The 22,611-nt window shown below is 66.0% G+C and carries 19 protein-coding genes and 2 tRNA genes; 6 read left to right on the forward strand and 15 right to left on the reverse strand.

The window, feature by feature from the left end; all coding sequences use genetic code 11:
- Window positions 1–10: 10 nt before the first annotated feature.
- From HAV22_RS23045 to HAV22_RS23055, 3 genes are all read left to right on the forward strand, one after another.
- Window positions 11–87, forward strand: a tRNA-Pro gene (locus HAV22_RS23045).
- A 71-nt stretch (window positions 88–158) separates the two neighbouring features.
- Window positions 159–235: transfer RNA gene (locus tag HAV22_RS23050), tRNA-Arg, on the forward strand.
- A gap of 114 nt (window positions 236–349) precedes the next feature.
- A complete protein-coding gene (locus tag HAV22_RS23055) occupies window positions 350–1,267 on the forward strand; it encodes an MBL fold metallo-hydrolase (RefSeq protein ID WP_229421379.1) in 918 nt (305 codons plus the stop codon).
- A gap of 25 nt (window positions 1,268–1,292) precedes the next feature.
- On the opposite strand, the gene HAV22_RS23060 is transcribed toward HAV22_RS23055, so the two are convergent.
- Together HAV22_RS23060 and HAV22_RS23065 are read right to left on the reverse strand one after the other, a co-directional pair.
- A complete protein-coding gene (locus HAV22_RS23060; RefSeq protein WP_229421380.1) occupies window positions 1,293–2,513 on the reverse strand; it encodes a family 1 glycosylhydrolase in 1,221 nt (406 codons plus the stop codon).
- Between the two features lie 174 nt (window positions 2,514–2,687).
- Window positions 2,688–3,908, reverse strand: a complete 1,221-nt coding sequence (locus HAV22_RS23065; RefSeq protein ID WP_166862178.1) for a hypothetical protein — start codon at window positions 3,906–3,908, stop codon at window positions 2,688–2,690.
- On the opposite strand from HAV22_RS23065, the gene HAV22_RS23070 reads away from it, so the two are divergent.
- From HAV22_RS23070 to HAV22_RS23080, 3 genes are all read left to right on the forward strand, one after another.
- Entirely contained in the window at window positions 3,903–4,553 is a 651-nt protein-coding gene (locus tag HAV22_RS23070; protein WP_166862180.1) for a TonB C-terminal domain-containing protein, read from the forward strand. The two genes, HAV22_RS23065 and HAV22_RS23070, sit on opposite strands and share 6 nt — an antisense overlap.
- Window positions 4,554–4,675: 122 nt before the next feature.
- Complete coding sequence (locus HAV22_RS23075; protein WP_166862182.1) at window positions 4,676–5,869, forward strand: polysaccharide biosynthesis/export family protein; 1,194 nt, start codon at window positions 4,676–4,678, stop codon at window positions 5,867–5,869.
- Between the two features lie 61 nt (window positions 5,870–5,930).
- Window positions 5,931–8,219: a polysaccharide biosynthesis tyrosine autokinase gene (locus tag HAV22_RS23080; protein ID WP_166862184.1), complete on the forward strand. Its 2,289-nt coding sequence runs from the start codon at window positions 5,931–5,933 to the stop codon at window positions 8,217–8,219.
- Window positions 8,220–8,305: 86 nt separating this feature from the next.
- Here HAV22_RS23080 and HAV22_RS23085 read toward each other — a convergent pair whose 3' ends face one another.
- The 13 genes from HAV22_RS23085 to HAV22_RS23145 form a co-directional block, all read right to left on the reverse strand.
- On the reverse strand, window positions 8,306–9,535 hold the full coding sequence (locus HAV22_RS23085) for an acyltransferase family protein (protein ID WP_166862186.1): 1,230 nt from the start codon (window positions 9,533–9,535) through the stop codon (window positions 8,306–8,308).
- A 28-nt stretch (window positions 9,536–9,563) separates the two neighbouring features.
- Window positions 9,564–10,166: a phosphatase PAP2 family protein gene (locus tag HAV22_RS23090; protein WP_166862188.1), complete on the reverse strand. Its 603-nt coding sequence runs from the start codon at window positions 10,164–10,166 to the stop codon at window positions 9,564–9,566.
- Window positions 10,167–10,181: 15 nt separating this feature from the next.
- A complete protein-coding gene (locus tag HAV22_RS23095; protein WP_166862190.1) occupies window positions 10,182–10,772 on the reverse strand; it encodes a sugar transferase in 591 nt (196 codons plus the stop codon).
- Window positions 10,769–11,944 (reverse strand): DegT/DnrJ/EryC1/StrS family aminotransferase, encoded by a 1,176-nt coding sequence (locus tag HAV22_RS23100; RefSeq protein ID WP_166862193.1) that lies wholly within the window; start codon window positions 11,942–11,944, stop codon window positions 10,769–10,771. Before HAV22_RS23100 ends, HAV22_RS23095 begins: the two co-directional genes overlap by 4 nt.
- A complete protein-coding gene (locus HAV22_RS23105) occupies window positions 11,937–13,181 on the reverse strand; it encodes a glycosyltransferase family 4 protein (RefSeq protein ID WP_166862195.1) in 1,245 nt (414 codons plus the stop codon). The genes HAV22_RS23100 and HAV22_RS23105 overlap by 8 nt, the downstream gene beginning before the upstream one ends.
- A complete protein-coding gene (locus HAV22_RS23110) occupies window positions 13,178–13,960 on the reverse strand; it encodes a polysaccharide deacetylase family protein (RefSeq protein ID WP_166862196.1) in 783 nt (260 codons plus the stop codon). Before HAV22_RS23110 ends, HAV22_RS23105 begins: the two co-directional genes overlap by 4 nt.
- A complete protein-coding gene (locus HAV22_RS23115; protein ID WP_166862198.1) occupies window positions 13,957–14,649 on the reverse strand; it encodes a hypothetical protein in 693 nt (230 codons plus the stop codon). Before HAV22_RS23115 ends, HAV22_RS23110 begins: the two co-directional genes overlap by 4 nt.
- A gap of 69 nt (window positions 14,650–14,718) precedes the next feature.
- Complete coding sequence (locus HAV22_RS23120; RefSeq protein WP_166862200.1) at window positions 14,719–15,882, reverse strand: glycosyltransferase family 4 protein; 1,164 nt, start codon at window positions 15,880–15,882, stop codon at window positions 14,719–14,721.
- 151 nt (window positions 15,883–16,033) lie between these two features.
- A complete protein-coding gene (locus tag HAV22_RS23125; RefSeq protein WP_166862202.1) occupies window positions 16,034–17,188 on the reverse strand; it encodes a DegT/DnrJ/EryC1/StrS family aminotransferase in 1,155 nt (384 codons plus the stop codon).
- A gap of 18 nt (window positions 17,189–17,206) precedes the next feature.
- Window positions 17,207–17,812, reverse strand: a complete 606-nt coding sequence (locus HAV22_RS23130; RefSeq protein ID WP_166862204.1) for an acyltransferase — start codon at window positions 17,810–17,812, stop codon at window positions 17,207–17,209.
- 1 nt (window position 17,813) lies between these two features.
- On the reverse strand, window positions 17,814–18,875 hold the full coding sequence (locus HAV22_RS23135) for a Gfo/Idh/MocA family protein (protein ID WP_166862206.1): 1,062 nt from the start codon (window positions 18,873–18,875) through the stop codon (window positions 17,814–17,816).
- Window positions 18,876–18,884: 9 nt separating this feature from the next.
- Window positions 18,885–20,213 (reverse strand): nucleotide sugar dehydrogenase, encoded by a 1,329-nt coding sequence (locus HAV22_RS23140; RefSeq protein ID WP_166862208.1) that lies wholly within the window; start codon window positions 20,211–20,213, stop codon window positions 18,885–18,887.
- Between the two features lie 35 nt (window positions 20,214–20,248).
- Window positions 20,249–22,192, reverse strand: a complete 1,944-nt coding sequence (locus HAV22_RS23145; RefSeq protein ID WP_229421381.1) for a polysaccharide biosynthesis protein — start codon at window positions 22,190–22,192, stop codon at window positions 20,249–20,251.
- Window positions 22,193–22,611: the final 419 nt, after the last annotated feature.

Here is a 22,611-nt window from a genome sequence, read left to right on the forward strand (position 1 = left end):
ATCGTCCCATCGGAGTGTAGCGCAGCCCGGTAGCGCACCTGCTTTGGGAGCAGGGGGTCCAAGGTTCGAATCCTTGTACTCCGACCACCGTTTCGCAAACGGGCTGTCGCCGACGGCCCGTTTTCATTTGTGACGCCGTACGTCGTACGGCCGCCAAACTGCCCATAGCTCAGTTGGATAGAGCAACGGCCTTCTAAGCCGTAGGTCGCTGGTTCGAACCCAGCTGGGCAGGCCATCCATCTTCCTCGTCGTGTCGTGCGGCCGTTGACCTCGGGCCCATGCTAGCCTTGCTCGACATTGGCGAGGAGGCGACATGACGTGGTACCGGATGCTCGGACGAGCGGTCTTGATGGCAACGATGATCCTGTCGACTTGCGTCGCCGCAAGCGTGCAGGCGGCGGCGCCGAATCCTGCCGTCCTTGCCCTCAGGCTGCCGTCGGGGGACAACGCCACGCCGCCCGGACCGAACGGTACCGTGCAGTTCATCGGCACCGCGACGGTGCTGATCCACTATCAGGGCTTCACGATCCTGACGGACCCCAACTTCCTGCACAAGGGCGAAGACGTGCATCTTGGGTACGGCATCACGTCCGAGCGGCTCACGAATCCCGCTTTGGGTCTCGAACAATTGCCGCCCGTCGATCTCGTGCTGCTGTCGCATTTCCACGAGGATCACTTCGACAAGCTCGTGCAACAGAAGCTCGACAAGAACATCCCCATCGTCACGACGAAAGAGGCTGCCGAGCATTTGAAACGCATCGGCTTCAAGCGTACGTTCGGGTTGTCGACGTGGGACCGCATCGACGTCGAAAAAGGCGAGGCGCGGTTGCGTATCTCGGCAGCGCCCGGACGCCACGGCAAGGCGGGGATGCAGCTCCTGCTGCCGCCCGTCATGGGCGCGGTGCTCGACTTCGGTCCGAACCTGGCGGCGCCGAGCCATCGGATGTACATCAGTGGCGATACCTTGATTTACGACGACCTGAAGGCGATTCCGCAGCGCTTCCCCGACGTCGATCTTGCCCTGCTGCACCTGGGCGGGACGCGCATTCTCGGCGTGTTCAAGGTGACGATGGACGGCAAGGACGGCGTCAAGCTGATGCAGATCGTCCAGCCGAAAAAAGCGATTCCCATCCACTTCGACGACTACGATGTGTTCAAGTCGCCGCTGTCGGATTTCGCGCGCGAGGTGAAGGACGCCGGCCTGGAGCAGCAGGTGGTATTTCTCGCGCACGGCGACACGTACACGTTCACGCCCAGCGAGCGCTGAGCGCGCCGCACCTGCTTTCGATCGATCACTCGCTCTCTTCGGTGCGTGGTGCCATGGTCGCGTCCTCGTCGAACGGCCAGCCGCTGGGCGGCGGCACGTGGCGCTGGAATTCGTGCGGCATCACGATCGGCACTTGCAGGCAGACGCTCTGCGTGGGCAGCACTTCCATCCAGGCGCGCACGAGTTCCTTGTAGGCGATGCCGACGGGACGGATCTTGCGGTCGAGGTCGAACAAGCCCAGCGCATTCACGTTGCCGTTGTTCTCGCGCAGCGCGGTGTCCCAATCGACCTGGTCCGTGAGCGAATACCACGTGAAGCCGACGAGTGGCACGCCGTTGTTGCGCACGCGCAGGACATTGGCCCATTCCTTGCGCAACCAGTTCACGGCTTCGTCGCCGCGCGGTCCTTCCGACAGATTCGTTTCCGTGTGCATCACGGGCAAGCGGTAGCGGTTGTAGTACTGGTGCGTGATGACCGCATAGCCGAAGATCTCGCCGGCCGCGCGCGTCAATCCATCCGCGGACACGTAGTGCTCGTTCGTCTGGTAATAATCGTTGCCCATGATGCAGTGGTGCTTCAGATTATTGTTCAGGAAGAAGTGATACTCGTCCCGCGTCATCCCGTTGTCCATCATGTATTCGTACATTTCCGAATCGACGCGCCGGCCGTAGTTCAGGTCCAGCGACAGGAAGCGGCGGGAGTTGTAGAGTTCGGCGGGACCGATGGCGGATGGGCTTTCTGCGTGAAAATATTCCGTCGATTCGCTCTGGATGAACAGCGCGTCCGGCCGCACTTGCAGGATGGCATGCATGGCCAAGATGTTGGCCTTGACGAGGTGCTTCGTCGCGGTGACGAACGCGCGGTCCGTCGTCATCTGTTCGTTCCACCAGCCGTACAGCGCGGAAAAGAGGGCACAGATCGACATCTCGTTGATGGGCGTGTACAACTGCAGCCACGGATAGCGACGCGCGAACGTGCCGGCGTAATCGGCGAACAGCTCGGGAAAATCGGGGTTCTGGAAATTCCCGATCCAGTCGGGCACGCCGAAGTGGCACAGGTCGACGATCGATGCGATATTGCGTTGGCGCAGATCGTTGAGCGACAGGTCGGCGAATTCCCAGTCGTAACGCTTGGGGCCGAGCCAGGTCTTGTGCAGGGGTGGGCCGTAGCGCAGGACTTTCAGCCCGAGTTCCTGCACCAGGTCGAAGTCCGTGCGCCAGTGGGTGTAGTGGCCGCACTTCTCCATTTCGTCCATCCGGACCCGACCGTTATTAATCGTCGGAATGCTGTTTTCGATACCGGTAGCGAAAATAAATCCTGGCGACATACGGAACCTCAGGGCTGATCGGTCAAAATCATTGTAGCCGGGATTACAAACAGCGTTCCGAACCGTGCGCGCCGCCATTCGTGCGCGGGCACTTTACTGTCGAGTGTAAGCTGTGCTATCAATCGGGCAACGCTCCGTTCGCCATTCCTGACGTCCACGACCAGCATGCCCAACGCCACCGCGGCACGACCCGTACCGTCCATGGACGCTTCCCAGCGCCGGCTCGCGATGGGTGTGCTGGGGTCCCTGCTGTTGCACGGCCTCGTACTGTCGCTGCAGTTCGGCATTCCCGGCCTGCGTCCCGGCCCCGGTGCGCCGATCGCGATACGGTTGGCGCCGCCCCCTGCCGTGGTGCCTGTGCCGCTTCCGCTCGCGCCCCAGCCTCCGGCGCCGATCACGGCCGTACCCGAGTCGCCGGCACCTGCGCCCATGCCGCTGGCGCAGGCGCAGCCGGATGCGCCGCCGAATGTACTGCATCACGGCTTCAGGCTCGTCGATCCCGTCGTGCCCTCGCCGGCGCCGCCTGCGCCCGCGCCGCCACCGCGGCAGCCGGCAAAACGCCGTCGCAAGGCGCCGACGCCGCGTGTGGCCGATGGCTTGCATACCCGCGTGATCGCACGGGAAGCGCAGCAGCCGGCGACGTTCGAGGTCCCGCTCCCGGCCGTGGAACCCGATCCCGCTCCGGAGTCGTCCGGCCGTGTGGAGGAACCTCCGGCGATAGCGAAGTCCGTCGCCGACGACACGTCGTCCCGGGAAGATGCACATGCCGAACGCGCCCGTTTGGATGACGAACGAGAGCATGCCCGCGTCCGACAGCGTGAAGCGGACGACGCCCGACTGCGTGCCGATGCGGAGGAACGGCTGCGTGCCGCAGCCCAGGAGCAACGGCGGCAGCTCGCGGAACAGTCCGCGCAGTTCGAGGCGGCGCTCGCCGAGCAGCGCGCCGCCGAAGACGCGCAGGCCCGGGCACGTCAGGAAGCGGAGCGCCAGGCCGAGCAGCAACGGCAGCAAAGGGCTGAGCAGGAACGTGCCCAGCGGCTCGCCGATCAGCAACGGGTGCAACAGGCGGAACAGGAGCAGGCGCGGCAGCTCGCTGAGCAGCAGCGTCAGCACCAGGCCGAGCAGGCACGCGCACAACAACTGGCAGAGCAGCGGCGCATCGACGCCGAGCAGCAGCGGGTACAGCAGCTGGCGGAACAGCAGCGTCTGCAGCAAGCCGAGCAGGCGCGGGCGCAACAACTGGCGGAACAGCAGCGTCTGCATCAGGCCGAGGAAGAGCGGGCACAGCAACTGGCCGAGCAGCGGCGCTTGCAACTGGCCGACCAGGCTCGTGCGCGGCAGGCGGAAGAAGAGCGGCTGCGCCAGGCACGCACAGGGCAGGCCGACGACGGCGCGCGCCAGGCCGGGGAGCCGGCGAGCCCGGCCCGCGCGGCTACGGGCGCGGTCGGCGGCGACGGGGCAGGGCGTGGCACCGGCACGCTCCCGCGTGCGGCGCTGGGCAGCGACGTGGCCTCGCGGGCGCGCGAGATGATGCGCGGGATCGATATCCTGAAAGCCGCCCCGCAGGTAGTGCGTCCCGCGGAGGACGCGGCACGCGCCGTGCGGCGTGCACTCGCCGAGGCCGTGCGCCGCGACGTCCCGCTGCGCATGTACGTGGACAGCGTGCGCGAAAAGATCGAACGCAACGCGGTCCTCAGCGCAGCCCAGCTGGCGACCGACGTCGTGCGCACCGACCCCATCGTCAGCGTGGCGATCCGCAGCGACGGCAGCGTCGAGGACGTCACCATCCTGCGCTCCAGCGGCCGCGCCGACATCGACGAATTCGTGCGCCGCATCGTGCGCCTGAACGCGCGCTACTCGGCCTTTCCGCCGAACGTCGCCGCCCAGTACGACGTCGTCGAATTGCGGCGCGTGTGGCGCTTCGCCGGCGCCCTGCGCCTGCTGGAAGAGATGCGCTGAGGACAGTCCACGCAAGCGGTCGACCTATGCGTGGTGCTTGACGTGCGCCAAAGTCCTGTCGGTTGAGCGGCTTACGCTGACTCTGATTGCCAGAGGCTGGCGGCTCACTCGACAGGCGACACATGCATGCTTCCATTACGCAATTTTTGACACGGTCGCGCCGTGCCGCGACGGTGCGGGCGCGCGCATGGGCGTCGCTGCTGCTCGCAGGCGCGACGCTCGTCCTGCCATGGCTGTTAGGCAGCCTGCTGGCGGGCTGCGCGCCGGCCATCCACTTCCGTTCGCCGGACCACGCGGCCGCCGATGATCCCGCTCCTCCCACAGAAATGATCACCGAACAACTGATCGCCGAGGAGCGCCAGCAACACCAGGTCCGCGCCAACGAGGATCTCGAACAGCTGCTGGTACCGAATCCGCCGGCCTACGCGATCGGCAGCGGTGACATCGTGGCCATCGTCGTATGGGACCATCCCGAACTGACGGGGGGCCTCGTCACGTCGGCCAATGCCGATCCGGCCGTGTCCGCCGCGGCGGCGGCGAGCGCGAACGCGACGCCGCAAGGCTTCGTCGTCGACCGCCAGGGCCGCATCCAGTTCCCGCTCGCTGGCCTGCTGGCCGTCGAGGGACTCACCGAGGAACAGGCACGCGCGCTGCTGACGTCGCGCCTCGCCAGGTACCTCGCCCACCCGAACGTGACGCTGCGCGTGCAAGCCTACCGCAGCAAGCGCGTGTACATCGACGGCGAGGTAAAGTCGCCCGGCCTGCAGGCGATCAACGACATCCCGATGACGCTGGTCGAAGCCATCAACCGCGCAGGTGGCCTGCTGCCCACGGCCGACCAGAGCCGTATCGAGCTGGAGCGTGACAAGGTGCATTACGCGATCAATTTGCGCGACCTCGTCCAGAAAAACATCAACCCGGGACTCGTCATGCTGGCACCGGGCGACGTCGTACGCGTGCACTCGCGCGACGAAAGCAAGGTCTTCGTGTCCGGCGAGGTCGTGACACCCAAGGCGCTGACCATGCACGACGGGCGGCTGACGCTCAACGAAGCGTTGGGGGAGAGCGGCGGCATCAGTCCATTGAGCGGTGACGCGCGCCAGGTCTATGTGGTGCGCAAGACGCCGCAGCGCACGCGCGTGTTCCAGCTCGACGCGCGCATCGCGGGTTCGCTGGCGATGGCCGAAGCATTCGAACTGCAGCCGAAGGACGTCGTGTACGTGGCCGCGACACCGCTGGCGAACTGGAACCGCAACCTCAGCCTGTTGTTCCCCGGCGCGCTGACGTCGGCGGTGAGCGCGGCCAGCCGGCCGTGATACGCCGGGCTTTGCGCATTTTCAGCATTTGTCCGCATACGCCGACCTACGGAGCGTTTCCATGAGTACCCACGTTGAGCCGCACGCCCTGTCAACCGTTCGTTCGCGGCCGCCTTTCCTCGGCGTGCCGTTCGACCCGAGCGTCGTCGACGCGGCAAGCGATGAGCCTGCGTTCAACCTGAAGGGTTACCTGAACACGCTGTACGACAGCCGGTGGCTGATCGGCAGCATCACGGCGTTCATCACCGTGGCAGCGGTGCTGTATGCGCTCGTCGCCAAGCCCGTGTTCGAGGCGGACCTGATGATCCACGTGGAGGAAGAAAGTCCGAACGCGTCGAAGAACATTCTCTCCGAGGCGTCCTCGCTGTTCGAGACGAAGAAGGCGGCCATCGCCGAGATGGAGCTGCTGCGGTCGCGGATGGTCGTGTCGCGGGCGGTGGACAACCTGCAGCTGTACATCGACGTGCGGCCCAAATACTTCCCCGTTGCCGGATTCTGGTTCGCCAACCAGAACGGCCAAGCCTTGTCGACGCCGGGCCTGTTCGGCTACGGCGGCTATGTATGGGGCAGCGAAAAGGCCGAGGTGTCGCTGTTCGACGTGCCCGACGCGTGGCTGGGGCGCGAGTTCACGTTGACGGCACTCGGCCAGGACCGTTTCCGGTTTTCAGGCGGCGGTCAGCGGATCATGTTCGACGGTGAAGTGGGCGTGCGCTATCGCGTGCCGACTCCCTCAGGGGTGATCGAGATGAAGGTCGACCGGCTGGCCGCGAACCCCGGCGGACGTTTCCGCCTGCGCCGCATGTCGCGCCTTGCCATGATCGAAGCGATCCAGAACGCGCTCGTGATCAGCGAACAGGGCAAGCAGTCGGGCATCATCGAAGTCAAGCTGCAGGGTGAGAACGCGCGCCGGACGTATGCGGTGCTGAGCGAGATCGGCCGGGAATACATGCGCCAGAACCTGGCTCGCAAGACGGAGGAGGCGGAAAAATCGCTCGCTTTCCTCAACCAGCAGTTGCCCACCCTGAAGCGCCAGCTGGAACAGGCGGAAGACCGTTACAACCAGTTCCGGAACGCCCACGGTACGGTCGACCTGCAGGAGGAGGCGCGGATGAGCCTTGCCCAGGCCGCGGCGGCACGCGGGCGGCGCATGGACCTGATCCAGAAAAAGACGGAGCTGCTGGCGCGCTTCACGGAAGATCACCCGGTCGTCGCCGCGATCAACCGCCAGATCAAGGAAGTCGATGCGGAGATCGATCAGGTCAACGTGCGCATCAAGGACTTGCCCGTGCTCGAACAGGACGAAGCCCGTCTCACGCGCGACATCAAGGTCAATACCGACCTGTACACGGCCTTGTCGAACACGGCGCAGCAGCTGCGCCTGATCTCCGTGGCCCGGGTCAGCAACGTGCGCATGGTCGACGCGCCAATCGCGCCGGAGAAGCCGATCAAGCCGAACCGGCCGCTGATCGTCGCGCTCGCCGTCGTTACCGGCCTGTTCCTCGGCACACTGATCGCGTTCACGCGCAAGGCAATGGCGGGCGGGATCGACGAACCGCAGGCCATCGAGCGCCTCCTGCGTGCGCGGGTCGTCTACGCGACAATTCCGCATAGCGTCCCCCAGGACAAGCTGATGCGCAAGGCGCGAAGCGACGATGGCGCGTTGCCATTGCTGGCCCAGGTCATCCCGGACGATGCCGCCATCGAAAGTCTGCGCAGCTTTCGCGCCGCGCTCTTGTTTGCCATGCCCCACTTCAGGAACAATATCGTCATGTTCGCGGGCCCCACGCGCGGCCTCGGCAAGTCGTTCGTGTCGGCCAATTTCGCGGCCGTGATGGCGGCGAGCGGCAAACGCGTACTGTTGATCGATGCGGATCTGCGGAACGGCCAGCTGCACCGCTATTTCGGCATCGGCCGCGATCCGGGGCTGTCGCGTGCCATTCTCGGCCAGGTCGCGATCGACGAGGTGATCCATCACGACGTCGTGGAAAACCTCGACTTCATCCCGACGGGCGAACTCCCGCCGAACCGTTCCGAGTTTCTCCTTCACTTGAATTTCGCCGGGATGTTGCAACAGGTCGCGGCCCACTACGACCTCGTGCTGCTCGACCCTCCGCCGCTGCTCGACGTCGCCGACGCCCTGATCATCGGCGGACACGCCGGTACCGTTTTCATCGTGGCTCGCGCCGGCCACACGAACGAATCCGAGATCAACGAATCGATCAAACGCCTGAACCACGCCGGGATCTCGCCCCAAGGTGTCGTGTTCAACGACATGGCGTTGCGCCTGGGCGCATACGGCACCCATGCCAAGGTCACGTCGGCAGGGCAAATCGGCTTCGCGGGAGGCTGAGCGGCGCCACACCTGTCCGGAATGCGCGCAAAGCACTCGAGGCAAGCGTTGATTTTGTACCCCGATGGCGGGACGGGCGTCACGTGTCACTTGATCGATGAAGCCATCGACGTGCGCCGTAGACGGGGTTGCAAGGCATACTTGACGGCGCGCCGCACGCGGGCGGTGCGGGACTCGAACAGCAGGTAAGACAGCCACGCAGCGGCGAGCAGGGCCAGCAGCATCCCGGCATAGATCGCACAGTCCAGCGGCGCATTGGGTACGAGGCGATCGCGGCCAACCGTTTGCCGGCCGATAGATTGCAGGAGTTTGATGACGGGGATGTGCGTCACGTACAGCGTGAACGACAACTCCGACAGGAACCGCGAGAGTCGTGCGACGAGCCGCATCGGTGACGATCTCACGGCGAGCGGCGCCTGCATCGTGGACAGGAAGGCCAGCAGGGGAAGGCTGACCACGAGGTCTTGCGGGAACGATTCAAGGCTGAGGTCGTCGTTGCTGCCCCGTAGCCGGAAATAAATCGAACACACGGCCAGTACGGTCAACAGGGCGGCGCGCGTGCCGCGGCCACAGTCGACACGAATGCGTGAAAAGGCGGCGCCAAGCAGCCACAGCACGAAATAGACGGTGATCGGCAACCGGAGCGTCGTGACCAGCAACAGCAGGACTGCCGCGACCCCGAGCCGGCGCGTCCGGCTGGGACTCGTGAACGCAATCAGCAGCAGGGGGAACTGGATGTAGTACCACGTCTCGTTGGCCAGGCTCCACAAGGCGTAATTGGCCCCGTAGTTGTCGACAGCCATCGTCTGCAGACCGAGGAGGTTACCGAAGAACGCGGTCGCCGAGTAGTCGTTGGCCGTGGAAACGTCGGTGCGGGTGGAGTCGACGGCACCCGTCAGTATGCCGACGAGCAGCATGAGGCCAAGGCCGGGCACCAGCACCGTCCACAGGCGCGTCAGGCGATCGATCGCATAGACGCGCCAAGGCGAGTCGGGGTTCGCCGCCGTGGTCGTCGCAGCACTGTTCGCTGCCGCCAGCTTGTTGAGCAGGCTGCCGCCGACCAGCCAGCCGCTGATCAGGAAGAAGACGACGACCGCCTGGTGCGCGAAGCCTGTCGTGAAGGCCAGCACCTGATAGTGGACTGCGGGATGGCCGACGTCGCGCAGTCCCGGATACATCTCGGCGCGCAGGTGGGCTGCCGCGACCTGCAGGGCCGCCAGGCCACGCATCAGGGCAATCAGCAACGAGCAACCGGTCGTGTTGTCGAGCCGGCTCTGTCGTTGCAAACGTATCGACGGACGACGCATGTGGTACATGGGGACTCCTGATAAGCGCCCGGGAACGTCAGCCACAGATGTTCCAGGGATGGGGATAGGGGTTGCCGGACAATGCCGTCGCGAGCCGGATCATCCAGTAGCCGACGGAGACCGTTCGCAACGCCCATGCCGTCGCGGCGAACGCGAGGGCAGCGCACGCGAGCGCGACGTCCACTCGGGGCGTGGCGGTATCGCCCGCAACGAGGACGGTGCATACGAAGGCGGCCATGCCGACGATCCAGCCGGCGGCCGCTTCGATCGGTGTGTGCTCGCCAGCGCGGACGAGGGCCACGGCCACGACCGCGCCGAGCGCGAGCGCCGTCACGGCGGCGGCGCTGCGGACGACGGACGGACAGCGCTGCGCCAGCAGCCAGCACAGCGTCGGGGCGGCGGCCGTGAAGCCGGCGGCGTGACCGCTGATCGCCTTGTAGCCCAGCGCCGGCATGCCCGTCGCCCATCCCAGGAAGGCGATCTTTGTCGCCGCCACGATGGCCAGCGTCAGCCCGAACGCGAGACTCCAGCCGAGCGCGGCACGCCCCGCCCGGGACGCCAGCAGCCAGGCGGCGATCGCACTGCCGGCCGGGAGGGTGAGGGACAGGTCGCCCAGGTGGAGCAGCTTGGACCAGAGCATGGCGTCAGTGACTCGCTACCTGAGGATCGCGCCCAGTGTCCGGACAAGGATGCGCAGGTCGAGCCAGAATGACCGGTCGCGCACGTAGCGCTGGTAATACTCGAGCTTCACCGGGAGGATCGTCTCGATATATTCATGTTCCGGATCAGGGGCGCCGACGAGGATGTCGCTCTCGTTCTTGTACAGGATGGCGGCGAGGTCGGTGATGCCTGGCGTCACCGACAGGATCGTCTCCCGGACCGCCGGCGGATAGTGGTCGACGTAGCGCGGCACTTCGGGCCGCGGGCCGACGAGGCTCATCGTACCCGCCAGTACGTTGAGGAGTTGCGGCAGCTCGTCCAGCTTCGTGCGCCGCAGGACACGGCCGGCGCGGGTGATGCGAGGATCGTGGCCGACCGTCAGCTGGCGCCCGTGGTCGGGGTGAATGACCATCGTCCGGAATTTGTAGATCTCGAACAGGCGGCCGTGGCGCCCGACCCGCCGCTGGCGGAACAGCGCCGGGCCCGGCGAGTCGAGCCGGATCCACAGCGCGATCGCGAGCAGCGGGGGCGCGAGGACGATGAGTCCGCAACCGGCCGTCATGACGTCGAACAGGCGCTTGCTCATGCCAGCAGCTCCCGCAGGTGGCCGATGACACGGTCCTGGTCGGCGTCGCTCATCTTCGTGTACAGCGGCAGCGTGAGCATGCGCGGATAGCACACCTCGGCCACGGGGAACCGGGCGGGCGACAGGTCGTAGGTGTCGCGCCAGTAGGGCTGGCGGTGCAGGGGGATGAAGTGCACGCTGGTGCCGATGCCGCGCCGGGCAAGCTCGCCGATCAGGTCGTCGCGCCCGAGCGGCGCGCCGTGCGCCAGGCGGACGACGTACAAATGCCACGCATGCGTGCTGTCGCCGTCGGGCCGGGCCGGCAAGTGCAGCGGGAGATCGGCGAGGCCGTCGTGGTAACGCCGTGCCAGATCGGCGCGGCGGGAGGCGAAGCGGTCGATCTTGCGCAGTTGCTCGATGCCGATGGCAGAAGCGATATCGGTCAGGTTGTACTTGAAACCGGCGGCCACGACTTCGTAGTACCACGCGGGCTTGTGCGACACGTAGCGGTCGAACGCATCCTGGCTGATGCCGTGCAGACGCATGACACGCATGCGCTGCGCGAGATCCGGGTCGCGTGTGACGACCATGCCGCCTTCGCCCGTCGTCATTGTCTTGTTGGCATAGAAGCTGAACACAGTGAGGTCGCTGTCCAGCGTGCCGACCAGGTGGCCGTTGTAACGTGTCGGGAACGCGTGCGCAGCGTCCTCGACGACGCGTAACCCGTGGCGTCTTGCCAATGCCAGCAGGCCGTCCATGTCGCAGGCCAGGCCCGCGTAGTGGACGGGGACGATCGCGCGCGTGCGCGGCGTGAGCGCCGCTTCGACGGCGGCCACGGACAGCGTCATCCGGTCCGGTTCGACGTCGACGAACACGGGTCGCGCGCCCAGGTAGCGTGCGACCTCGGCCGTGGCGGTGAACGTCAGCGTGGGTACGATGACCTCGTCGCCGGGGCCGATGCCGAGGCTTTCCAGCGCCAGGTGCAGGCCTGCGGTGGCCGAGTTCACGGCGATGGCTTGCACGTCGCCGCCCAGGTAGGCGCCGAAATCGTGTTCGAACCGGCGCGTGGTGGGGCCGGTCGTGACCCAGCCGGAACGCAGGCACGCGACGACGGCGTCGATCTCCGCCTCGTCGATGTCGGGCACGGCGAACGGCAGGAAGGGGGCTGAGGCTTGGATCGGGGTGTCAGGCATGGCGGTGGTCTCCGGCGAGTGCGGCGAGGAAGCGTTGTGCAAGGACGGGATACGCATGATTGGCCAGTACATGGGCGCGCCCGCGCCGGCCCAGTGCCGCACGCGCGGGAGCGTCGAGGGCCTGCAGCGCGAGGACGGCGTCGACGATGGCTTGCGGATCGTCCGGCGCCACCGTCAACCCGCAACCCGCTTCCCTGACGGGGTCGTTGCCGGCATCCACGGCATGGATGACCGGCCGGCCCGCCATCATGTAGTCGAGCAGCTTGTTCGGTGAAATGCCGAAGCGGTACAGTGGCTGGCGCCGCCAGCCGATGTAGGCGACGTCCACGTGTGCCAGCAGGGCCGGCACCTGGGATTTCGTGACCGGATCGATGAAGTGCACGTTGTCCAGACCGAGCTCGGCAGCGAGTCGCATTAGCGCCGGTTTCTCGGGTCCGGTTCCGACCAGCACGATGGCGACCGGATACCCGCGCAGGCCGTGCGCGGCGTCGAGCAGCGTCTCGAGCGCGTTCGCGACGCCGTGTGTGCCGGCATAACCGATGATGAACCGGCCCTGCCGTCGGAGTCCGTCGAGCATCGCATCGAGTCTGGCCGGCAAGGGCGCCTTGTCCCGCTCGCACTCCGCCGGGTCGACGCCGTTCGGCACGACGTGCAGCTTGTGGGGCGCCATGCCGTGCGCCTCCAGGTGTGGGCGCACCTTCGGCAGGATCGACACAACGGCGTCCGCGTGGCGGCACGCGAAGTCTTCGGCCGCTTGCAACAGCATGATGAACGGATGACGGCGCGAGTAGCCGCCCAGTTCGATGGGCGTCAAGGGCCACAGGTCGTGCACCTCGTGCAGCAGGCGGGCCCCGGCACGGCGCGCAATCCGGGCGGCCGGCCAGATGTCGAGTGGATACGTGCTGGATGCGATGACGACATCCGGGTGGACGGTCCGCACCAGCTGCCCGCTTGCCGCGGCCAGGCGCCACAGGAACGCGGCCATATTGCGCACCCGCGCGGCATTGCCGCGATAGGAGGGGGCCGACAGCCAGATGTACTCGATACCGTCGATGACCTCGTCCATGCGCGCGCGCCCTTCCATCTGTGGCGCCTGTGTGCGCACGTGCGAGGCCGAGGCGGCGACGATCGCGACTCGATGGCCCGCCCGCACCCATTCGCGCGCGAGGTAGTACGGCCGGTACTCCATGCCGTGGCGTACCGATCCCGCGTAATGGTTGATCAGCAGGATATTCATGTGTGCCACACCACTTCCTCGGCCAGCCGCACCATGTTGCAGCGGGTGCTCTCGAGCCAGTTCGTCTCCCATTGCACGGGATGCGTCAGCAAGCAGATGCGGTCGTGGCGCCCGAGCGCGTCGAACGGCGACACGGGAGCGTAGTACATGGGATGCGGACGGTCGCTGATGTACACGTCGAAGTGCCGCAGCAGGTCGGCGTCGTACGATTCGCATTCGATGCCGCAACGCCGGCGCAATGCCGGATCGCTCAACAGCTCGTGGTTGATCACCTGCAGGCGGCGATTCGCGAAGTCGCCGTGGCTGGCGACAGTCGTCATCGGCCTGCCCAGCCGCTCGCCGATCCGCATGAAGTTACGCACGAACAGCTCGCGGATCTCGGGAAAACGGGCGCGCACGTCGTCCCCGCGGCGCAGGCGATGGCGCTTGGCAAACGTCGCGACTTCTTCGTAGTGGTAGCTGGCTTCGCTCCCCGCCGCTTCGATGGCGCGCATGAAGCCATAGTCCAGCGTGCTGAGGCGGAAGTAATAGCTGGCGTGTACGCCGTGCTTCGTCTCCAGCGCGAATAGTTTGCGGGCCGTGCGCAGGTCGCTGTCGATGTCGTGGCGGTGCACGAGCACCTTGTCTGGCGCGGGCGTCTGCCGGATCGCGCCGTGGAATTCGCGCACGGACAGTTGCCGGTAGCCACAATCGGCCGCACGGACGAGCAATGCTTCGTACTCGGCCAGGCGCGACGGCATCAGGTAGTCCGCATAGAGGCGGTTGAGCAGCGTCTTCATTGCAGGCTGTACCTCACGCGATAGGGTTCGAAGCCGACGATGCGCTTGAAGTTCTGCAGGCCCTCGCGCGCGCCGAAGAACGTGTCGTACATGACGTAGCGAACGCATTGCCGCTCGATGAGGCGTAAGACGATGTCGACGAAGAGCATGTGCATGATGCCGTCGTTGTTGCGCAGGCCGATCACTTGCGAGAACGCGCTGAAATTGCCGTAGCGTCCGATGTTCGCGTACGCGACCAGCCTGCCGTCGCTGTCCAGGACGCCGTAATAATCGAAGTGAGGCTGGCGCTCGAAGCGTGTGATCTTCTGGAGATATCTCTGGTCCATCGCCCGTCCCTGGCGCGTCTCGAGCGACGTGTTGATGGCATGGATGGCGTCGACGTAGTCGTTGCGATCGATCTCCGTGCAGACGTAGCCCCGGGTGCGCGCGCGCCTGGCGTGCCAAGCACCGCGGTTCTTGCCCTGGAGCGCATCGACGTAAGCGCTGGCAGCGGGGTAGCGGGCCAGGTCGATCAGTGCCGCACCGATCGTCTTGTGCCGGATGAGCTTGTAGCGCGGATGCGGCTTCGTGTAGTAGCGATAGGTCGCTGCGATGTCGTCGGGCTCGATCCGGGCATCGAAGTGCAGGTCGGCCTGCGGGAGGCTGAGGACCTGGCGCAGCGTCTCGAAGTGGCGCAGGAGCGTGGTCATGGTACGGGTCGATTCGCAGTGTTCGCTGGTCGTTGCAGTGTGGCGGGATGCGGTGGCGCAGGTCGCGGTTCAGGGACAGCTGGCGTGCAAGCCGTCTCCACGGTCCTGGCGGCAATGGATAGCGGCGGCCGGCAGCAGGGCGTCGTAGAATGCCGCGAGCTTGCCCGCTTCGCTTTCCCAGTTGTAGCGCGCGAGGACCGCGCGGCGCCCGTTCTCGCCCATGCGCCGCGCAATGTGCGGATGCCGGCAGAAATGGTCGATGGCGGCGGCAATCGCGGCAGGGTTGCCGGGATCGACGCAGACGCCGCACCCGTTGCCTTCGACGATGTCCTGCCAGAGCGGAAAGCGTGAAGCGATCACGGGCAGGCCAGCCGCCATGTACTCGAACATCTTGACCGGCAGCGCGTCTAGATAATTGACGACGGGGTGTAACGTAACCAGTCCCGCCATCGCACGACGCATCACCTGCTGCACGCCGAGGCGGTCGAGGTGGCCGTGCGCCTGCACCCGCGCCCAGCCAGCGAAACCGGCGACTTCGCGCTCCAGCGCGGGCTCCGCGAACGTGCCCACGAGGGCCAGGCGTGCCGGCGAGTGCAGCAGCTCACAGGCGCGCACCAGTTCGCGGATACCGCGGATCGCGGAGATGCTGCCGACGTAGCACACTTCCTGTGACTTGCGGTCCCACTGGGGCGCGCCGGCGAATTCCTGCAGCAGCGGATAGTTGTTCACGTCGATCGTGCGGGGATGCAGATGGGCCAGCCGGCCACGGATAAATGGCGTCGCGGCGATCAGGCCGTCGAAGCGCCGACACACATAGTCCTCATAGATGCGGAACGCGCCGGACAGCAACCGCCGCGACAGCTTGCCGAGGTAGGGCTTCGCGAGGAGCTGCGTGGGCACGTCTTCGTGGGAATCGAAGATCACGCGCTTGCCGAGGCGCTTGAGGCGCAGGCCTGCCGGCAGCAGCTCCGGGTCGTGCAACTGGTAGACGTCCGCGTCGAGCCGCAGCGCCGCGCGCAGCACGCGCCGCGTCGTCCTCAGCATCCGGTCGATGCGTCCGCCGGGGAGGCCCACGTCGACGATGCGCACGCCATCGGCCGTTTCATTGCCCAGGCCGTCGGCCACTACCAAGGTGACGTCATGCCCCCGTTCGTGCAAGCTCCGGCATTGCTTGACGAAGATCCGGGTGTCGTAGCGTGGATGGGCTGAAGTCAGATGGACGATATTGGCCATGTTTTCTCTCGTACCGGTATCGCGCATGGGCGCAGGTTGCGGCGCCGATCGGCATGCCGGCGATGGCCTGGGGCCCTATGCGCGGCGCGCGTCACCGCATGGATGCCGACAGACCGCGGTCGGTGGTGCCGTAATGGCCGACGGTGCAGACTCATACGGACACCGCAACCGTTGCGCCAGTTGCTGGCGCGTCGAGAACGGACGGCCCCTGCGCGGACGTGCCGACGGCGTCCAGCAGCGCCGCGCACACCCGCCGGACATCCTCGTCGGGCAGGTAAGGTCCCATCGGCAGGCTCATCACCTTGTCCGCCAGCGCATGCGCGACCGGACAGGCAGCGTCTCCGCTCACGTGCGCATACGCCGGCTGCAGGTGGATCGGTACCGGATAGTGCACGGCCGTCGGCACGCCGGCATCCTGCAAGGCGCGCTGCACGTCGTCGCGCCGCTCGACGAGTACCGTGTACTGGGCGAATGCGCTCGTGCGGTCGGCGGCGCGGCCGATCAGGCCGACCTTGCCGGCCAACAGCGCGTCATACGTGGCCGCGGCGCGCCGGCGCTGCGCCAGTTCCCAGTCGAACAGGCCGAGTTTCGCCAGCACGATCGCGCATTGGAGCGTGTCCATGCGGCCGCCGACGCCGATCCGTGTGTGGACGTAGCGCCGGCTCTGGCCGTGCACCCGGATCTCGCGCATGGCGCGCGCGAGGCCACAGTCGCTCGTGAACAGGGCGCCGCCGTCGCCGTAGCAGCCAAGCGGCTTGCTGGGGAAGAAGCTCGTGCATCCTATCGTGGACAGGTTGCCACTGCGGCGACCGCGGTAGCCGGCGCCGAAACTCTGGGCGCCGTCCTCGATCACGTGCAGCCCGTGGCGTGCCGCGATGGCATTGATGGCGTCCATGTCGGCCGGCTGGCCGTACAGCGAGACGGGCACGATGGCGCGCGTGCGTGGGCCGATGCGGGCTTCGACGAGGGACGCGTCGAGGTTGCCGGTACGGGCATCCACGTCGACGAACACGGGGACGGCGCCCAGCAACACGATCACCTCGGCCGTCGCGATGAACGTGAATGGCGTCGTGATGACTTCGTCGCCCGGCCGGACGCCGAGCGCCATCAGGGCGACCAACAATGCCTCGGTGCCCGATGCAACCGTGACGCAATGGCGCGCGCCCGTGTATGCGGCGAGGCGCTCCTCGAGTTCCGCGACTTCGGGGCCCATGATGTACTGGCCGTGGTCGAGCACGGCCTGGATGCGCTGGTTGATCACGTCGCGCGCCGCCTGGTACTGGGATTTCAGGTCGATGAATTCCATGATGGTCCGTGGACGGGTTCAGGATCGATGGGCGGCCGGGCGCAGGGTGCAGGTTCCGTCCCGCAGTTCGTAGACGTCGCCCGTGTGGGGGCAGGTGGCCTCGCCGACGCCGGACAGCGGCAGCGCGAGGCGTTCGCCGAAGCGGCTGATCCAGCCGATCTGGCGTGCCGGGACGCCAGCCATCAGGGCGAAGTCGGCCACGTCGCGCTTGACGACCGCACCCGCGCCGACGAAGGCAAAGCGGCCGATCGTCACGCCGCAGACGATGGTGGCGTTGGCACCGATGCTGGCGCCGCGCTTGACGATGGTGCGGCGATACTGGTCTTTGCGGACGATGCCGGCACGCGGGTTGTAGACGTTCGTGAAGACCATGCTGGGACCGCAGAACACCTCGTCCTCGAGCGTGACGGCGTCGTACACGGATACGTTGTTCTGGATCTTGACCCCGTTTCCGACGACGACGTCGTTGCCGACGAAGACGTTCTGGCCGAGCGAGCAGTCGGCGCCGATGCGGGCGCCGCCGCACACGTGCGCGAAGTGCCAGACGCGCGTCCCGGGCCCGAGGACAGCGCCCGCATCGACGATGGCGCTGGGATGGACGGACTGGATTTCATTCGGGTGCATGTCAGTACTCCAGGGGCAAGGCGACGCGCCGGCCGTCGCGCGCGGACATATAGGCTGCCACGAGCACTTCCAGGGACTTCAGGCCTTCGCGCCCGTCGGTCTCCGGCTCGGCCTCGCCGCGCAGCACGCGGATCACGTTGTCGTAGTACAGAGGATGGCCGAAACCGTAGACCGAGGTCGTCTGGTAGCTGGCATCGGCAACGAGCGTGTCGTCCGGGTCGGGTGCGGCGAACTCCCATTGCTGGATCTCATTGACGGCGACGCCACCAATGCGCACGGTGCCGTGTTCCCCCAGTACCGTGATCGAGCCTTCCAGGTTGCGCGGATAGGTGAGCATCGTGACGTTCATCGAGCCGAGCGCGCCGTTCCGCCAGCGCAGGCTGATGACGCCCGTATCCTCGACCTCGATGTCGCGTGCCAGCGTGGCCGTATAGGCCTGCAGGCTCTCGACGGGACCGACGATCCAGTCGATGAGGTCGACGTAGTGGCTGGCCTGGTTCATGAAGGCGCCGCCGTCGAATTCCCACGTGCCGCGCCAGCCGGCGCTCTGGTAATACTCCGGGGGGCGCGTCCAGAACACGTTCAGGTTGACCATGTAGATGCGGCCGAAGCGCTTCTTGTCGACGGCACGCTTGAGCAGTTGCAGCGTGGCGTTGCGACGGTTCTGCTTGACGACAAACAGCCGCACGCCCGCCGCGTCGGCCGCTGCCACCATGCGCTTCCCGTCATCCCAGCGCGTCGCCATCGGTTTTTCCGTGACCACGTGGCGCCCGGCCTGGGCGATGCGGATCGACTGTTCGGGGTGCAGCCCGGACGGTGTCGTGACCACGACGGCGTCGGCCGCGCTGTCGCGCAGCATCGTCTCCAGGCTCGCGTAGGCCTCCGCACCGGTGGCCCCGACCGCACGGTCGAGGGCGCGCGGGTCGACGTCGCATACGCCGACCAGCTGGGCGCGGTCATGATGCTGGCGCAGCGCTTCGAAGTGGTTGGCGGCGATCCGTCCGCAGCCGACGAGCGCGAAGCGGATCTTGCGGTCCGTGATGGGAGCGGGATAGTGGCGCACGGCGGCTCCTCAGGCTTTGACGACGTTCGGCAGCGGGGCCGTGTAGACGCCGCGGGTATCGACGATCAGCGTGGCGTACTGGCGCACGAGGTCGTAGTCGAAGGCGCTGTGCGCCGTGGCCAGCAGCACGACGTCGTACGACGCGATGCGCTGCGGCGTGAGGTCGACGCTTCTGAGGTCGAAGCGGTGTTCGCGCATGCGCGGGAACACGGGCACGTGCGGGTCGGCATAATCGACGACGGCCCCCTTGTCGCGCAGGATCTCCATGAGTTCGACCGACGGGGATTCGCGCATGTCCTCCACGTCCTTCTTGTAGGCGATGCCGAGCACCAGCACCCGGCTGCCCATGACGGCCTTGCCGCGGCCGTTCAATGCGTCCGCGAGCTTGCCCACGACCCAGTGCGGCATATCGCTGTTGATCTCGCCGGCGAGTTCGATGAAGCGCGTGTGCAGGCCGTATTCGCGCGCCTTCCAGGTGAGGTAGAACGGGTCGATCGGGATGCAGTGCCCGCCCAGGCCGGGACCCGGATAGTACGGCGTGAAGCCGAACGGCTTCGTGGCGGCCGCGCGGATCACCTCGTGGATGTCGATCCGCATCCGGTCGGCGATGATCTTCATCTCGTTCACGAGGCCGATGTTGACGGCGCGATGGATGTTCTCCAGCAGCTTCGTGAGTTCGGCGGCGCGGGTCGAGCTGACGGGAACGACACGGTCGATCGCGGGACTGTACAGCGCGATCCCGGCCTCCAGGCACGCGGGCGTCACGCCCCCGCAGACCTTCGGAATCGTCCGGGTATGGAAGTCGGGATTGCCGGGGTCTTCGCGTTCGGGCGAGAACACGAGGAAGACGTCGTGCCCGATCACGAACCCGCGCGACTCCAGCCGCGGCTTGAGTTCTTCGTCGGTCGTGCCCGGGTAGGTCGTGCTTTCCAGCGACAGTACTTGGCCCGGCCGCATGAACGGCAGCAGGGCGTCCGTCGTGTCGAGCACGAATGACAGGTCCGGTTCGCGATAGGCGCCCAGCGGCGTCGGCACGCAGATGATCAGCGCGTCCGGTTCGCCCGCACGGGTGAAGTCGGTCGTGGCCTCGAAGCCGTTCTCGCGCGCGCGGGCAACGTCGGTGGTCGCGATATGGCGGATATAGCTTTCCCCGCGGTTCAGGCGCTCGACCTTGTCGCAGTCGATGTCGATGCCGAGCACGCGGAAGCCGGCCTCGGCGTAACGCAAGGTCAGCGGCAGGCCCACATAGCCCAGGCCGACGATGCCGATGACGGCGCCGCGCTCACGCAGCCGCGTCGTGAGCTGTTCGAGATAGGCCGGTTTGCTTTCGTCACGCATTGTGTCCTCGCCAAACAGGTGGGTGGATGCCGCCGTCAGATCCGGAACGGCACGAATTTCTTGATCAGGCCAAGGCGCTGCTGGGGGGCGGCGAGTGGGGCTGTCGCTGCCGTCGTGGTCGCCGCCGCGGCCACGGGAGCTGCGGCCGGCTCCACGATCGGTCGGCTGGGGCTGTATTCGGTCACGATGGTCTTGACCATCGCCTCGATCATGGTTCGCTCATGCGTTTCGCACGCCATCATCAGGCAGGTGACGAAGGTGTCCAGAACGCCCGGCCGCAAGGCGTTTTCCTTCATGCGCATGATGCGCGGATGTTCACTGGGGAAGACGACGCCGTCGGTCAGCAATTCCTCGTGCAGTTTTTCGCCGGGGAACAGCCCGACGTAGCGGATCTCGATGTCGCCGCCTGGATTCTGCAGCGTTTTTTCCGTAAGCCCGGACAGCGCGATCAGCGTGCGTGCCAGGTCGACGATGCGGACGGGTTCGCCCATGTCGAGCACGAACACGTCGCCGCCCTTGGCCATCGCGCCGGCCTGGATCACCAGCTGGGCCGCCTCGGGAATCAGCATGAAGTAGCGCGACACGTCGGGATGCGTGATGGTGAGCGGGCCGCCGCGCGCGATCTGGCGCTGGAACAGGGGGATCACGGAGCCGGACGACCCGAGCACGTTGCCGAAGCGGACCATGCAGAAGGTCGTGTTCATGCCGTTGCCGGGACCGTGCCGCACCGCCGCTGCCTGGAAGATCAGTTCCGCGATGCGCTTGCTGGCGCCCATGACGTTGGTCGGACGCACGGCCTTGTCGCTCGAAATCAGCACGCACGTTTCGACACCGTGCCTGGCCGCCTGGGCGGCGATCACCTGTGCACCCAACACGTTGTTGCGCAGGCCTTCGACGATGTTCGTCTCGACGAGGGGCACGTGCTTGTAGGCGGCGGCGTGGTAGATCGTGTCGATCGGGCCCGCGCGCAGGATGCGTTCGACGAGGTCGGCGTTGCAGACGGAGCCCAGGTGCGCGTCCACGCCAAGGTCGGGGAAGCGGGCCGCGAGCTCCTGGCGGATCGTGTACAGCGCGAACTCCGAGTGGTCGAGCAGGTGCAGCCGGCGCGGGCCGAGGGTGGCGATCTGGCGGCACAGCTCGGCGCCGATCGAACCGCCGGCGCCCGTGACGAGCACCGCCTTGCCGCTCACGCAGCGGGCGAACAGGTCGACGCGCGGCGGCACGGGCGGACGGCCAAGCAGGTCCTCGAACTTCAGGTCGCGGATGCTGTCGCGGGGCGTGGCCTTGTCGTCGGCGAGGTCGACGAGGCGGCTCAGGATCTTGGTGCTGATGCCGGCCTGCGCCAGGCGCTGCATGATGTCGCGCAGGCGCTCCGGCGATACGGACGGGAGGGCGATCACGATCGACCGGATGCACATCGCATCCACGATTTCCGGCAGCCGGTCGGTGTTGAATACGCGCAGTCCGCCAATGTTCCGGTCGTTCAGTGCGTGCTTGTCATCGAAGAAGCAGACCGGGCGGTATTCCTCGCTGTTGCGCATTGCCTGCGCCAGTCGCGCGCCTGCGTCGCCGGCCCCGTAGATCGCGACCACCTCGATGGCAACGCGTTGTCCGGCATGTCCGTTGCGCAGGACGGTGCGGACGCCGATGCGCGATGCGATGACATAGGAAAATACGATGAACCAGTAAATGGCCAATGCGCTGCGGGGGAAGTTTTCCTCCTTGATCGAGAACGTGACGGCATAGGCGCCCGATATGGCGATACCCAGCGCAATACCCGTCGCGCTCAATAAACGCTGGTCGATGAAGCGAATGACGGCGCGGTATAAGTCCGAAACGGAAAAGGCGGCGATCGTGACTACCGCCACGAGAATATAAGAGGCCGGCCCGAAATGAGACGCCAGTTTCAGGTCGCCACCGCGCAACAGCATCGCAATCAGAAAGCAGAAAGGCAGTGCGATCAAATCGGTGATGACCATCAGCGCGATTTTCGTCGTGCGGTGGAGGGACACCATCCTGGAGCAAAATCGGCTGATAAGCGCCTGATATAGCTTGATCATGATTTTGAATCGCGGCGTGGGTTGGCGAATGTGAATATCCGTTAGAAAACAGAACGGTTATCGTCCGTGCGTTTTATTTCCTGGCCGGTTTGTCGAAGGATGATGTGGGTCGCCAATACGATTGAGTTCCGCGATTGGGATTATTATCTCGGTGCGCTTGAAATGCGGATTTGACGATGCTCAACCGCTTAAACGGAATTCGCCGAGAGTGACGCGACAATATAAATAGGAAATTGAATTGCGGATATTATTCAAAAGAATTGGTCAATTGAAATGGCCGTAATTCTTAAACGTAGTTATTTGGCGAAATTTTGACGAATGGACCGCTCCGCGCTCGG

The sequence above is a fragment of the Telluria antibiotica genome (assembly GCF_011682055.1).
GTDB lineage: Bacteria > Pseudomonadota > Gammaproteobacteria > Burkholderiales > Burkholderiaceae_D > Telluria > Telluria antibiotica.